The following is a 12,851-nucleotide window of genomic DNA, read 5'->3' as shown; positions in this document are numbered from 1 at the left end:
CGGATTTACCCGGCGAGCAGGCTCTGGGACGGCGGCGCTCAGCGCGCGCCAGCGGCGGACGGCGCGGCGGACGGAGCGATGGACAAGGGCGCGAGCGGGCTTTGTGCACGGCGCGCGGGGGCGGCATAGCTCACTTGCAGAACGTTGCCGTCGGGACCGATCTGGGGTGGGATGAAGGGCACGCGGTCGCGGTTCGACTTCGAGCCGTTGGGCGCAGCGTTGTTGGGCAGCATCGGCACGGTAGCCGCCGAAGCGCGCACTGAGGGCTCGGCGATCTTGCGCGTATCGAGCCTGCCGGTGCTGGCGAGCTTGTGCTTCGTGCCGTGGTGCGCGTGCGCCTTCTTGTCGGGCGTGGACGGATGCGTGCCGGGCAGGCGTGCCTCGGGCTGACGCGCCTCGGGCGGATTCCAGACCTCGGTGTAATGTTCCCCAGCGAGCGCGGTGGATGCGAGGACGCACAGCAAGGTCCCCGTCAAGATGAATCGCACGTCGTGATCTCCGTATCGGTGAGCCGGCCCGCCTTGCCACATCGGCCTCGCGTGATGCGAGACTGGAGCGCCCGCCCGAGGGGAGGCCGCGGCGCGGAAGGTCGGCTGCACGCACTGTACATTCGTACAGAGGTGAATGCAAACGTTTGACGGAGCATCCCACACCAATGTTGCGTGGATGTTGCGTCGGGATTGCGTCCGGGTGGCGTCGATGCGGTAACCGATGTGCGAGCGTCTCGGCTCAGGCCTCGGGCGTGGCGCGGCCAGGCCGGCCGAGCCAATGGCCATAGCTGCGCGGCGAGAAAGCGAGCGTGAGCACGATCATCGCGGAGATGGAAATCGCGAGCATGATCCATGCGCCCGTGAAGCCGCCGGTGAGGTCGCGCACGCGGCCGGCCACGACTGGCGCGATCGCCGCGATCACGAAGCCGAGCCCCTGCACGAACGCGACGAGGCTGGCGGCGATGCGGTGGTCGCCCGAGTGGTCGAGCGCGGTCACGAGCGAGACCGAGAAGGTGCCCCCGAGCCCCGCACCCGCGAATGCGACCCACAGGACCGGTGCGGCCTCGGGCCAGGCCGTGAGGCCGATGATGCCGATCAATTGCGCGGCGAGCCCGGCGATGAGCCAGGGGCGGCGGTCCGCGAAGCGGGCTGCCGCAAGCGGCAGCAGCAGCGCGCAGACGGCCTGGAAGACGGTCATGGCGGCGAGCAGCGAGCCGCTGGCCGCCACGCTCGCACCGTGTTGCTGGTAGTAGGCGGGCAGCCAGGCCACGAGGCTCGTATAGCCGCCGTTCACGAGGCCGAAGTGCAGGCCGAGCGTCCACGCGCGGCGCTTGCGCCAGACCGGCACGTGGGCGCTGGCGGCGGCCGCGCTTGTGCCGGGATGGGCTGCCTGCCTGGTGCGGGTTTGCGCGCCGCGGTTGAGCCCGACCCACAGCGCGAGCGCGGCGAGCGCGGGCAGCGCCCAGATGGCGAGCCCCGCGTGCCACGAGCCGCCAAGGTGCATGGCCAGCGGGCTCAGACTCGCGCCAAGGCCGCCGCCGCCCATGATCGATGCCGAAAAGAGCCCCATCGCGAGCGGCACGCGGTGTGCGAAGCGCTGCTTCATCACGGCGGGCAGCAGCGCCTGAATGGCCGCGACACCTGCGCCGGCCGCAGTGGCCGTGAGCATGAGCGTGCCGCCCGTCGAGGCGAACGCGCGCGCGGCACAGGCCGCCGCGATTGCGACGAGGCCGAGCGCCACGCCGCGGGTCTCGCCCAGGCGCCGCGCGAGCATGCCGGTGCCGAATGCGCCCAGTCCCATCGCGACTACGGGCAGGCTCGTGAGCAGCGAGGCGCCGTAGAACGACAGGCCGGTGGCTTCGCGGATGGTCGCCATGAGCGGACTGATCGACGTGAGCAGCGGCCGCAGGTTCAACCCGATGGCGACGATGGCGGCGTACCAGACGAGCGCGCTCGTGCGCGCCGACACGGCCGTGGCGCGCTGGCAAGAGTCAAAAGGGTCTGAAGTCGTGCTCATCGGGTCAACCTTAATTGCAACTTTTGGTTGACCATTATACAGAATGATTGTCAACAATTACGCCGGCTGCTGCTATGCCGGGTATAGCGCGAGAATTCGTGGCGGCGCGCGCACTGCGTATTTCATCGGTGGATGCGCGTCGCTACAATGCCGCCTGATTCCGTTCGCATGCGCGATTTCACATGGCTTCTACAACACAGTCTGCACGATCCATCCGCGCGGGCGAGCCGCCTCACGCTGCTCACCTCGACGAAGCGGCCGGCAAACCTGCCGAGCCCGCTCCAGGCGAAAGTGCCGACGACGTCGAAGCACTCGTCTACGCCTCCATCAACTCGGCGCTGCTGCAAGGCAAGCTCGCGCCGGGCCAGCAGCTCGTGGAGCGCGAGCTCGCGGCGGCGTTCGGCTGCACGCGCGGCGCGCTGCGCAAGGTGCTTGCGCGCCTCGGTTTCGAAGGCAAGCTCGTGCTCGAACCCAATCGCGGCGCATTCGTGCCGTCGCCGTCCGAGGAAGATATCCGCGCCACCTACCGCGCGCGCCAGGTGGTGGAGGCGGGCGTGGCCGTGACGCTGTGCGGCGCGCTCGACGCGGGCATGCGCCGCAAGCTCGCCGCGCACGTGCGCAGCGAGAAGAAGGCGCTGCGCGAGGGCCGCGTGGACGAAGCGGTGCGCCTCGCAGGCCAGTTCCATCTTATCCTGACCGAGCTTGCGGGCGGCGCGTCGCTGGTGGCGGTGCTCGCGCAACTCGTCGCGCGCACGGAGCTCTACAAGGCGCTTTTCGATCCGTCGAAGGCCACCTCATGCGCGCCCGACGAGCACGGGCAGATCATCGCAGCGCTGGAGGCCGGCGACCAGGCGGCGGCGCTCACGACCCTGCGCGAGCACCTTGCCGAAATCGAGGAGCGCGTGGTGCGCCAGGCGCGGGCGCGCCGCGATCTGAAAGCCGTGTTCGCCGATTTCGCAACTTGAGCGCCGGCGCGCACCGGCGAACGCCTTGCCCCTGCTTGCCGGCTACTTCTGCTTTTCGCGTTCGCGCCGGAAAAATTCGAGTTCTTCGGCCATGGCGCGCGCGACCGCCGGGCGCTCGCGCATGCGCCGCGCGTAATCGGCAACGGCGGGCCAGTGCGCGAGATCGATGCCGGCATACGGCGCCCAGTTGAGCACGGTAACGAGATAGGCGTCGGCGACGCTGAACGCATCGAGCAAATACGCGCGCCCCGCCAGATGCGCTTCGAGCCGCGCGAAGCGCCGCTCCACCTTGTCGCGCGCATAGCGCTTCACCGGCTCTTCCACACCTTGCCCCAGCAGCGGCACGAACACGGCCTTGTGCAGCTCCGTACCGATAAAGCCGAGCCATTCCTGCATGCGCGCACGCTCGCGCGTGCCGGCGGGCGGCGCGAGCTGAGCCTGCGGAAAGCGGTCGGCGACCCACGGCAGCACGGCGGTGTTCTCGGTCAGCGTCCAGCCGTCGTCCTCGCGCAGCACCGGCACCTGGCCGAGCGCGGTGACGGCGTAAAAGTCGCCGCCCTCCGCCATGCGTTTGGACTGCGTATCGACTTGGATGAAGCGGGCGGTTGCGTTCGCTTCATAGAGCGCGATGCGCGTGGCGAGCGAGCACGCGAGCGGGGAAAAGTACAGTTCCATCGTCATCCTCCGTGGTAGATTTTTGTACTATAGTGAACAAAAATACCCGTTCCAATATTTCTATGCAATCCAGTACAAAAAAGGATAGCCGCCCGCGCGGGCGGCCTCGTGCCTACGATCCCGAGGAGGCGCTCGCGCATGCGCGCGACACTTTCTGGCATAGCGGCTACGCGGGCACCTCGCTGGACGACCTGAGCGCAGCGACCGGCATGAACCGGCCCAGCCTTTACGCTGCGTTCGGCGACAAGCATGCACTCTACCTGCTGACCGTCGAGCGCTACATCGAAGCGGGCCGCGCGGCGATGGAAGCGGCGCTCGACGACACGCTGCCGCTGGCCGAGGCGCTGCTGCGCGTCTTCGATGGCGCGCTCACGTGGTATTTGCCGCCGCGCGCGGCGCAGCGCGGGTGTTTACTGATCGGCACGGCGGCGGTCGAAGCGGTGGCCGACGAGGCGGTGCGCGAGCGCCTCGCGGCGGGGTTGCGCGCGTTCGACTTCGCTTTCGAGCGGCGTTTGCGTTACGCCGTGCAGCAAGGCGAGCTGCCGGCGGATGCCGACCCGGCGGCGCTCGCGCGTGTGGCGTCGGCGCTGTTGCACAGCACCGCGTTGCGCGCGCGTGCCGGCGAGCCGCATGCAGCGTTGCGCGCGACGGCGGTGGCCGGCGTGGCGCTGATCTGCGGCACGCCGGCGCAAGCCAGCGCGCCCTCGGGGAGCCGTCCGATCCGTTGTTAAACTACGCGTTTGCGCGATCGGCGCGATCGACGAGGAAAAGAAAATGGTGCGTTATCGGCACTACAAGGGTGGCATCTACGAACTGGTTTGCGAGGCGACGCTCGAATCCGATCCTTCGGTCACGATGATCGTGTACCAGGCGGCGAACGGCACGATCTGGACACGGCCCGCCTCCGTTTTCTTCGAACAGGTCGAATTCGAAGGCGCGCTCGTGCCGCGATTCGCCCCTGTCAACTAACGCTTTTTACTTACGAGGCTCGTCTCGCAATGCGTCTATTGATTGCACTCGTTTTGCCCTGGTTGCTGTTCTTCACGATTGGCCGGCCGATCGCCGGCATCATCTGCCTGATCCTGCAATGCACGTTGATCGGCTGGATTCCCGCCGCCATCTGGGCCGTGTACTCGCTCAGCCAATTCAAGACCGATCAGAAGATCGACGCTGCGCTGGGTCGCCGCAATTAAATACAAATCATGAAGTGGATGGATGGTGGATTAGGGGAATGCGGCCGGCCGTGCGGTTACATTCTTAACTCATGCTCACAATTCGGCGAGAACCTAAGACGAGCGCAACTTTCTTACAGACGGAAAGGAGGAGCTTCGTCATGTTCAAGTATGCGCTGATGGCTGGCGCTGTCGCCCTGCTCGCAGGGTGTGTGGCGCCGGGTTACGACTACGGTTACGGTCAACCCGGTTATGACAATTACGGCTACGCGCCGGGCTATGGCCAGCCGGTTTACGGCGGCATGAATGTCGGCATCTGGGGCGGCGGGGATAGTTATCGCGATCGCGATTACGATCGTCGTGGCTGGAACGACAGCGGTCGTGGCGGATGGTGGGGCCGGCCCAGCGGCGATTCGCGCAGCTGGCATGGCGGCGATCGCGGTGGCGATTCGAACGGCTGGCGCGGCGGCGGCAACCGTGGCGGCGATTCGAATGGCTGGCACGGCGGTGGCCGAGGTGGCGATTCGAACGGCTGGTCCGGCAGCGGTCGCGGTGGCGACTCGGGCGGCTGGCGAGGCGGCGGTGGCCGCGGCGGCGACGCGAATAGCTCGCGTGGCGGTGGCGGAGGCCGCGGCGGGTCGTGGAGCAGTGGCCGCACTGGCAACGGTAACGGCGATGGAGAAATCCACGAAAGCCGTCACTGACCGTCACGGCTGATCTGGCAGGAGCATCACGCCGATACGGCAATGGTGAAAACGATCAGGCCCGCCGCTCTCACGAGCGGCGGGCCTGATTCATTTCGGCGCTGCCTGGCGGGGGAAAACGCAGGGCAACCGTGTGGGAATTACTGACCCGATTGCGAAGTGCCGGTCGTCGACGGACCGTAAGCCGTATTGGACTTCTCGGCGGCAATGCGCGCTTCTGCTGCCTGAATGTTTTGCGGATAGTGCATCCAGTCGCTCGGATCGTAGCCTGCTGCGCGCAGCTGGGCGAGTTCGGCGCGGACTTCTGCACGCGTGACGGGTTGCTGTTGCTGCGCTTGAGCGAACGAAAGTGCCGGAACAGCGGCGATGGCGGCAAACACTGCAGCCTTGATAAACGAATTCATAACAATGACCTCCAAGTTCTTTTTTAGTGGCTCGCACGATGGCGTGACCCATGGCAGCACTGTAGGGCTTCTTGGACTAAGGGTAAATACTAATAAAGCGAATTCAGTGTTCTTCCAGATGAAATAATCCGCGCCACGCTTCGTCTGATTATTTCGATCGCGAAGCCGGTCAGAAACTGTCTTTGGAGGCGTATTCAAGCCGCCTTGCGTCCGGATTATTGCGGAATTTGCAACTGGAATTCGCCGTAATCACGCTATATCCCGCACTGGAGCTTGCCTAGAATCCAGTCAACGCCTGCGCTGCACGACACGATCCCGCACCCAGGCGATTCATACAATTTCGGAGGTAATCGTCATGAAGTCGCTCATTCAAGCCGTTGTCATCGCCACTGCCTGCGCTGCGCCGCTGGCCGCTTTCGCCCAGTCCAGCCAGGGTCTCACGCGCGATCAGGTGCGCGCCCAACTCGTCGAGTTCCAGCAGACCCAGCGCAATCAGAATGTGGTTACGGCAGCCGCAGCCACGCCCGTTGCCAAGGGCGACAGCGCGTACGGCGGCGTGAGCAACTCCACGTCGATGGCCGGCGCGCGCTACGTTTCCGAGGCGGCTCGCAAGGGTTCGCAATCGGTGTATTTCGGCGGCCAGTAACGCCGTCCGCCAGGGCGCTATCCACCGGGGCACCCGCCGCCGGGGTGCCGTCCGCCGGCTTCCGCATAAGGCAACCGGCCCGCGATGTAACGTCGCGGGCCGGTTTTGCTTTTTGGGCGGGCGCGGCCTGCAAAAACTACAAAAGTTCGGCGTCGGGCACGTCGAGCACGAGATCCGTGCGCGCCACGGCTACGCAGGTCAGCACGTAGCCCTCGGCTTTTTCTTCGCGTGACAGCCCCGGCCATTCGATCGTGAAGCTCGCCTCGCCGCTCGCGACGCGGCACAGGCAGGTGCGGCACGTGCCATTGCGGCACAGGCGCGGCAGGCGGATGCCGGCGAAGGCGGCGGCCTCGAGCAGCGTCAGTTCGGGCGGCGCCTCGAACGTGCAGCCCAGCGGCTCCACACGCACGAGCGGCACCGCTGGCGTTGCGGGCAAGTCGTGGGCGCTCATGAGACCGATACCCCCAGCAAGTGGCCCGCGCCCGCCGTGAACGCGGCAGCGGCGAGGCCGATGGCGATTTGCCGGAACGCCGAGAATGCCGCGCTGCGTCCATTGAACAGCGACGTGAACACGCCGACGGCAGCGAGGCCGAGCGTGCTCAGCGCGACGCACTGGACGATGGCTGCCGTGCCGTGCGCCCAGAGGAACGCTGCTGTCGGAAACGCCGCGCCCAGCGCGAACAGGCAGAACGACACGGCTGCGGCCGTCCACGGATTGCCGCCCAGCTCTTTCGGATCGATGCCCAGTTCCTCGCGCGCGAGCGTGTCGAGTGCCTCGTCCTTGTCGCGCATGATCTGCGCGGCTACGCGGCGGGCTTCGTCGGCGTCGACGCCCTTGGCCTGATAGATGAGCGCGAGTTCATGGCGCTCGGCGTCGGGGGAGTGCTCGAGCTCGTCGGCTTCCTTGGCGAGCTGGGTGCGCGCGAGTTCGCGCGCGTTGGTCACCGAAAGCCATTCGCCGAGCGCCATCGAGCACGCGCCCGCGACCAGCCCGGCGAGGCCCGTCAGCAGGATCGCCCGGTTGGCGCTGCCCGCGCCGGCCACGCCCATGATCAGGCAGAAGTTCGAAACGAGTCCGTCGTTCGCGCCGAGCACGGCGGCGCGCAGGTCGTTGCCCGAGGTCGCGCCTTTGTGCCACGACTCGGCGCCCGCGATCTGTGCGCCCTTCGACTGGCCGTGCGTGCGCTTGCTCGCGACGATCGACTGGACGATCGCGGCGTGCTGATGTTCCTGTGCCGAGAGCGTTTCCGCGCCGGGCTCGCGCGCGTAGCGGTCGCGGTCGGCGTATTCGGCGGCTGCCACGGTGGGCAGCACGAGCGAGGGGCCGAAGATGCGTGTAAGCGTTTGCAAGAGATGTGTCTTCGCGCTGCGCCGGTGCGAGCGCACGCGTACCCCGTTGGCGGCGAGCTTGTCGTGCCAGACCTGGGCATGCTCGCGTTCCGACGCCGCGAGCTCGGCAAAGATCTGGCGGCGGCCGGCGTCTTTTTCGACGGCGCTGAGCGTGTCGTAGACAGCGGCGCTGTCGAGTTCGTCGGCGAGATTGCGCCGGTAGCGGTGGAGTTCCTGGGGGGAGGCCATGATGCGCGTGGGAAATGCGTTCCAGCGAAGCTTAACCTGGCTCGTTTCGCCGCGCGTGGCACTTGCGTGCTTCCGGCGGACCGCGCGCGTCCCTCAGCGCCGCCGCGGATGCCGATAAGCCGTATTGCGCGCGAGCCCCAAGTCGCGCGCTGCCGCCGAGACGTTGCCGTGGTGGCGCGAGAGCGCATCGTCGATCAGTGCGCCTGCCAGTCCGCGAGGCGCGCGGGCCGCGAGGCATCGACGCTTTCCTTTGGAGCGCAGGCGGCGAAAGGCGCAGGCGCGCCGTGCGATTCCCCGCTCACGTCGAGCGCGCCCAGCGTGCGGCCCCACGGATCGGCGATGGGCGGGCACGAGCAAGTGAGGATGTGATTCGAGTGCAGGAAGTGCTCGCCCGCGTGAATCGTGGTGGGCTGGCCGTCGACGAGCACCGTGCCGATCGCATTGGTGCCGCGGTCGCGCTCGGCCCACGAGACGCCCGGGCTCAACGCCACGCGCCGCGCCTTTTCGACAAAGCCAGTGTCGCCGAGGCTGTGCAGGATCACGCCGTTGCGGTCGGTGAGCAGCACCATGCTTTCGGTATCGACGATCTGCGCGTGCAGCGCATCCATCACGGGCCGCGCCTGGGCGTAGAGCGTGCGCTTCGCGTCGATCAGCTCGCGCAGATCGGTACGGCCGAGCGGCCGGAAATCCGGCGTTTCGGCGACGCGCAGACCGATGGCGCGCGAGCGCGCGTGCGCTTGCGCGATCATGTCCGCGCGGGCCTCTTGGAGGCTGGACGGTGACGGAGGGGTGTCGGGTCACGCGTGTCTCCAAATTTGATTTGACGCTGCACCGGGCATTGCGCCGCAGCATCGCGATGCGCTTCCGCATCGGTCGGGTCATGGCACTGGAAGGCGGGCGTGCGCCCAGGCGATTGCGGGCCAATTCGGCCGCCCGCGGCCAGGTGCGGAGCGGGCGTCGCAACCTCGGCATCACGTGCGGCTTGCCTTTGCGCACACGAGTGCCAGGATGAAGACAAGGGCGTGCGCATGCGCGTCCCGGCGGCGGCGCAGCGGGTATGACGGGGTCTTTGGCGCGGCCGCGGCGCCTTGCGGAGGGGCTGTCATGGTCCAAGGCGAATTGAGGATCCTGGTGGCGGCGCTCGCCGTCTTCGTCGCGCTCGCGGGTCTCGCGGTCGCGATTCACGGCTTGCTCTTCGACGAGCCTCGGGTCGTGCTGTACGGCATGACGATCGTGTCATGCGGCATCGTCGCATTCGTGGCGATGCTCACCGTGCACCCGAAGGACATCGAGATCGAGCATCGACGGCATCGCGAGTCGTGAGCGCGTGTGATGTTGCAGTGCGCCATGCCGCGTGCGGCGGGGAACGTGCTTGCGCGCGCAACGGCCGGTTCGCAAAACGCTGAAGAAACGCCGGAAAAACCCGGCCGCGCGAATCTTTTCGCGCGTGCGACAAAGTCGCCCTTGCGGGTCGCGCGAAGTATCCTAAAGTGAATCCAGACGGCCGCCGCAATCGTGTCGAACGTAGCGACACTTGCGGCGGTCGGCATTTGATCCGCGCGTATGCCGAGGAGGTGCATCGTACAAGCGCGGCCCGCTGACCCTCAACCTAAGGCCATTCCCATGCAGATCCAGTTTCCGAATGAGGCGCCCGAGTACTCGGGACCCGATTTGACCTTGGCGTTTCCGGCAATGATCGATGGAGAGCGGGTGGAATGTACGATCACGGCGGCGGCGCTGGAGGACCACTTCGGCGCGGCGTCCCCGCGCGCGGAAGACATGCTTGACGCTTTCGATCACCATCGCGAGCGCATCGAGGCGGTCGCGCGCCGCCTGCTTTCCGAAACGCGCGCACAATGCCTTACGCTGCGCAGCGGCTACGTGCGCTTCGTGCAGGCGCACGGCGCGGCGTCCTGAATTTTCTGTTGCTGGTGTTTCGAGATTCCCCCGCGACCTGACAGAGGCCGCGGGGCGTTTGCGTTTATTTTCTGCGCGGGCTCGCGCGTGCGCGTCAGATCATGCGACGCAGCGTGTTGTCGCGGAACATCACGTGGTGCGCGATGGCCGCGAGCGCGTGAATGCCGATGATCCAGTAGAACGCGTTGCCGATGAATTCGTGCGCGGCCTTGACGGCCTTGCGCGCGACCGGGTCCGCGCTCACCAGCATGATCTGCAGGTCGATGCCGGCGAGCGTGACGGGCTTGCCGGCCAGATTGATCGTCAGGATGCCGAGCACAGGCTGCACGAAGATGAACACATAAAGCGCCACGTGCACGAGCCGCGAAAGGAACGTGAGCAGGCGGTTCGAATCGATGTCCTGCGGCGCGCCTTCCCACATGCGCCAAAACAGGCGCAGCACGGCGAGCGCGAGCACGAGCGTGCCCGCCCAGTAGTGAACATTGCTCCAGAACACCCGGCTGTCCGAGCCTTTGGGGCCGCGCACTTCGATGGCGAGATAGGCCAGCGCGACGAGCAGGAAGACAGCCCAGTGAAAGAAGATTGCGGGCTTCGAGTAGCGTTCTGCGGAGGCGGGGTAGGTGGCCACGGGGCGGCTCCTTTTGGATGGATCGTTATCGTCGGGATGGTCGAGTATCCGTATGATAAGGATGCCGCCGTGCACCGTGCGGCTGCGTGGCCGGAATCCTTGATATGGCTCCGCCGGATCCGCATCACGGGCGCACGCCGCCGGGGCGTGCGCGAACACCAGAGATCTGAAGGACTTACGCCGAGCCCAGGTAGAAATAGCGGAACAGGAAGACCGCCGCGATGATCCAGACGATCGGGCGCACCTGGCGCATGCGGCCCGTCAGCAGTTTCAGGCCTGCATACGAGATGAAGCCGAAGGCCACGCCGTTCGCGATCGAATACGTGAACGGCATCGCGAGCGCCGTGAGCGCGGCGGGCACGACTTCGGTGGCGTCGTCCCAGGGCAGCTCGGCGAGCTCGCGCAGCATCAGGCACGACACATAGAGCAGCGCCGGCGCCGTGGCGTAGGCGGGCACCACGCCCGCGAGCGGCGCGACGAACAGGCTCGCGAGAAACAGCACGGCCACGGTGAGCGCCGTCACGCCTGTACGCCCGCCCGCCTGCACGCCCGAAGCGCTTTCGATATAGGCCGTGGTCGACGAGGTGCCGAGCACCGAGCCCGCGAGAATCGCGGTGCTGTCCGCGAGCAGCGCGCGGTTCAGACGGTGCATCTTGCCGTGCACGAGCAGGCCGGCGCGGTTGGCCACGCCCATCAGCGTGCCGGTTGCGTCGAACAGCTCCACGAGGAAGAACACGAGCACCACGTTCAGGATGCCGGTCGAGAGCGCGGCCTTGATGTCGAGATGCGCGAAGGTGGGCGCGATCGAGGGCGGCGCCGAAAAGATGCCGTGGAACTGATTGCCGCCGAAGAAGAACGAGAGGATCGTCACGCCCACGATGCCGATCAGGATCGCGCCGCGCACCTTGAGCACGTCGAGCGTGACGATGGCGAAAAAGCCGACGATCGCGAGCAGGGTGTGCGGGTCGTGCAGGTTGCCGAGCTCGACGAGCGTGGCCGGGCTCGCGACGATCACGCCGGACGTCTTGAGCGAGATGATCGCGAGAAAGAGTCCGATGCCGGCCGTGATCGACACGCGGATCGAATGCGGAATCCCGTTGATGATGGCCTCGCGCACGCGCAGCAGCGTGACCACGAAGAACAGGCACCCGGAGATGAACACCGCGCCGAGCGCCGCCTCCCACGTGAAGCCCATGCCCTTGACAACGGCGTACGCGAAGTACGCGTTCAGGCCCATGCCGGGCGCGAGCGCGATCGGGTAGTTCGCATAGAGCCCCATGATGATCGAGGCGAGCGCCGAGACGAGGCAGGTGGCGACGAACACGGCGTCTTTCGGCATGCCGGCATCGCCGAGAATCGCGGGGTTCACGAAAATGATGTACGCCATCGTGAGGAAGGTGGTGAAGCCGGCTAGCACTTCGGTGCGCAGGTTCGTGCCTGCTTCTTCGAATCCGAAATAGCGTTTGATGGCGTCCATGGAGGTTGGGCCTCGAGAGTCGTGCGGGTTGTTCGTTTTGGCGTTCGGCGTGGGCGAGAGACGATGGGACGTCGCCCGCGGGGCCGGCTAACGCGTTGATGGGCGCGATTGTAAACAATTGTTCCGCGAGCGCAGAAAAGCTTGGACGAGCGTGGAAGGGCCGCAACAGTTTGCCGTGCGTCAAGTGAGTCGGCTGTGGGAAGCGGCGCGTGCGGGCTTGTTCAGCCGGCAAAAAAGCGCAAAACGGGAGCATCGGTCCGCGCTTGCTGGCGGATCGGTGCTCCCGCAAAAGGGAGGCCTTCAGCGTGATGCGCTTACTGCGGCGATTGCGGCATCATTCCCGAAGCGCGGCGTTGCGCGACGATTGCCGCGGCGCGCTGGGCGTTTTCGGGGTAGTGAATCCAGTCGAGCGGATCGTAGCCCGCCGCGCGCCAATCAGCGAGGTCTGCGCGTACCTGGGCGCGCGTCATTGGGCCCGACGAATTGTACGGTTGGCTCAGCGCGCTTGCCGACACAACGCAACAAGCCGTTGCCAGCACGCCAAGCGTCACACGCGAAAGAGTGTTCATGGTCATGCCTTTCGTATTAGGGATAACCCTAAAATTATAGGTCTTATCTCGCTAATAGAAAGGTTTGCAATTAGATCGACGCCCTCGCTGCGCGCCCATCCGAGCGTCG

The 12,851-nt window shown here is 66.5% G+C and carries 18 protein-coding genes and 1 pseudogene; 8 read left to right on the top strand and 11 right to left on the bottom strand.

Annotated features, from left to right (window positions below; translation table 11 throughout):
* Positions 1-38 precede the first annotated feature (38 nt).
* Positions 39-488: a hypothetical protein gene (locus tag PWP93_RS17430; protein WP_421045288.1), complete on the bottom strand. Its 450-nt coding sequence runs from the start codon at positions 486-488 to the stop codon at positions 39-41.
* A gap of 241 nt (positions 489-729) precedes the next feature.
* Complete coding sequence (locus tag PWP93_RS17425; protein WP_421045287.1) at positions 730-2,007, bottom strand: cyanate transporter; 1,278 nt, start codon at positions 2,005-2,007, stop codon at positions 730-732.
* 182 nt (positions 2,008-2,189) lie between these two features.
* Between PWP93_RS17425 and PWP93_RS17420 the strand changes: the two genes are divergently transcribed.
* On the top strand, positions 2,190-2,972 hold the full coding sequence (locus PWP93_RS17420) for a GntR family transcriptional regulator (protein WP_421045286.1): 783 nt from the start codon (positions 2,190-2,192) through the stop codon (positions 2,970-2,972).
* 42 nt (positions 2,973-3,014) lie between these two features.
* Here the strand turns inward: PWP93_RS17420 and PWP93_RS17415 are convergent, their stop codons facing one another.
* Positions 3,015-3,647, bottom strand: coding sequence for a glutathione binding-like protein (locus PWP93_RS17415; RefSeq protein ID WP_421045285.1), 633 nt, complete (start codon positions 3,645-3,647; stop codon positions 3,015-3,017).
* A 62-nt stretch (positions 3,648-3,709) separates the two neighbouring features.
* On the opposite strand from PWP93_RS17415, the gene PWP93_RS17410 reads away from it, so the two are divergent.
* The 4 genes from PWP93_RS17410 to PWP93_RS17395 all read left to right on the top strand — a co-directional run bounded on the left by PWP93_RS17410 (position 3,710) and on the right by PWP93_RS17395 (position 5,523).
* The gene (locus PWP93_RS17410) at positions 3,710-4,378 is read left to right on the top strand and encodes a TetR/AcrR family transcriptional regulator (protein WP_421045284.1); all 669 of its coding nucleotides are present in this window, start codon (positions 3,710-3,712) and stop codon (positions 4,376-4,378) included.
* A gap of 43 nt (positions 4,379-4,421) precedes the next feature.
* Positions 4,422-4,616, top strand: coding sequence for a DUF1653 domain-containing protein (locus PWP93_RS17405; protein ID WP_421045283.1), 195 nt, complete (start codon positions 4,422-4,424; stop codon positions 4,614-4,616).
* Positions 4,617-4,645: 29 nt separating this feature from the next.
* Positions 4,646-4,840, top strand: a complete 195-nt coding sequence (locus PWP93_RS17400) for a YqaE/Pmp3 family membrane protein (protein ID WP_035527789.1) — start codon at positions 4,646-4,648, stop codon at positions 4,838-4,840.
* A 140-nt stretch (positions 4,841-4,980) separates the two neighbouring features.
* Positions 4,981-5,523, top strand: coding sequence for a hypothetical protein (locus PWP93_RS17395; protein WP_421045282.1), 543 nt, complete (start codon positions 4,981-4,983; stop codon positions 5,521-5,523).
* A gap of 140 nt (positions 5,524-5,663) precedes the next feature.
* Here the strand turns inward: PWP93_RS17395 and PWP93_RS17390 are convergent, their stop codons facing one another.
* Complete coding sequence (locus PWP93_RS17390) at positions 5,664-5,927, bottom strand: DUF4148 domain-containing protein (RefSeq protein ID WP_421046106.1); 264 nt, start codon at positions 5,925-5,927, stop codon at positions 5,664-5,666.
* A 355-nt stretch (positions 5,928-6,282) separates the two neighbouring features.
* Between PWP93_RS17390 and PWP93_RS17385 the strand changes: the two genes are divergently transcribed.
* Positions 6,283-6,573, top strand: a complete 291-nt coding sequence (locus tag PWP93_RS17385; protein ID WP_421045281.1) for a DUF4148 domain-containing protein — start codon at positions 6,283-6,285, stop codon at positions 6,571-6,573.
* A gap of 136 nt (positions 6,574-6,709) precedes the next feature.
* Here the strand turns inward: PWP93_RS17385 and PWP93_RS17380 are convergent, their stop codons facing one another.
* The 4 genes and pseudogenes from PWP93_RS17380 to PWP93_RS17365 form a co-directional block, all read right to left on the bottom strand.
* On the bottom strand, positions 6,710-7,024 hold the full coding sequence (locus tag PWP93_RS17380) for a 2Fe-2S iron-sulfur cluster-binding protein (RefSeq protein ID WP_421045280.1): 315 nt from the start codon (positions 7,022-7,024) through the stop codon (positions 6,710-6,712).
* Positions 7,021-8,151, bottom strand: coding sequence for a VIT1/CCC1 transporter family protein (locus tag PWP93_RS17375; protein ID WP_421045279.1), 1,131 nt, complete (start codon positions 8,149-8,151; stop codon positions 7,021-7,023). Before PWP93_RS17375 ends, PWP93_RS17380 begins: the two co-directional genes overlap by 4 nt.
* Before the next feature lie 93 nt (positions 8,152-8,244).
* Positions 8,245-8,481 (bottom strand): helix-turn-helix domain-containing protein, encoded by a 237-nt coding sequence (locus PWP93_RS17370; protein ID WP_421045278.1) that lies wholly within the window; start codon positions 8,479-8,481, stop codon positions 8,245-8,247.
* Positions 8,433-8,900 (bottom strand): annotated as a pseudogene (locus PWP93_RS17365) (GAF domain-containing protein); the annotation flags it as partial. The gene PWP93_RS17370 and the pseudogene PWP93_RS17365, both read right to left, overlap by 49 nt.
* A gap of 355 nt (positions 8,901-9,255) precedes the next feature.
* Between PWP93_RS17365 and PWP93_RS17360 the strand changes: the two are divergent.
* Positions 9,256-9,474 (top strand): DUF2964 family protein, encoded by a 219-nt coding sequence (locus PWP93_RS17360; RefSeq protein ID WP_421045277.1) that lies wholly within the window; start codon positions 9,256-9,258, stop codon positions 9,472-9,474.
* A 300-nt stretch (positions 9,475-9,774) separates the two neighbouring features.
* Positions 9,775-10,068: a DUF1488 domain-containing protein gene (locus tag PWP93_RS17355; protein WP_421026066.1), complete on the top strand. Its 294-nt coding sequence runs from the start codon at positions 9,775-9,777 to the stop codon at positions 10,066-10,068.
* Positions 10,069-10,162: 94 nt separating this feature from the next.
* On the opposite strand, the gene PWP93_RS17350 is transcribed toward PWP93_RS17355, so the two are convergent.
* From PWP93_RS17350 to PWP93_RS17340, 3 genes are all read right to left on the bottom strand, one after another.
* Entirely contained in the window at positions 10,163-10,696 is a 534-nt protein-coding gene (locus PWP93_RS17350; protein WP_421026065.1) for a cytochrome b, read from the bottom strand.
* A gap of 175 nt (positions 10,697-10,871) precedes the next feature.
* On the bottom strand, positions 10,872-12,173 hold the full coding sequence (locus PWP93_RS17345; RefSeq protein ID WP_421026064.1) for an NCS2 family permease: 1,302 nt from the start codon (positions 12,171-12,173) through the stop codon (positions 10,872-10,874).
* A 314-nt stretch (positions 12,174-12,487) separates the two neighbouring features.
* The gene (locus tag PWP93_RS17340; RefSeq protein ID WP_421045276.1) at positions 12,488-12,742 is read right to left on the bottom strand and encodes a DUF4148 domain-containing protein; all 255 of its coding nucleotides are present in this window, start codon (positions 12,740-12,742) and stop codon (positions 12,488-12,490) included.
* Positions 12,743-12,851 lie beyond the last annotated feature (109 nt).

Origin of the sequence: Paraburkholderia sp. A1RI-2L (assembly GCF_048957375.1) — a bacterium.
Lineage (GTDB): Bacteria > Pseudomonadota > Gammaproteobacteria > Burkholderiales > Burkholderiaceae > Paraburkholderia.
This window is presented reverse-complemented; position numbering and strand designations above follow the sequence as displayed.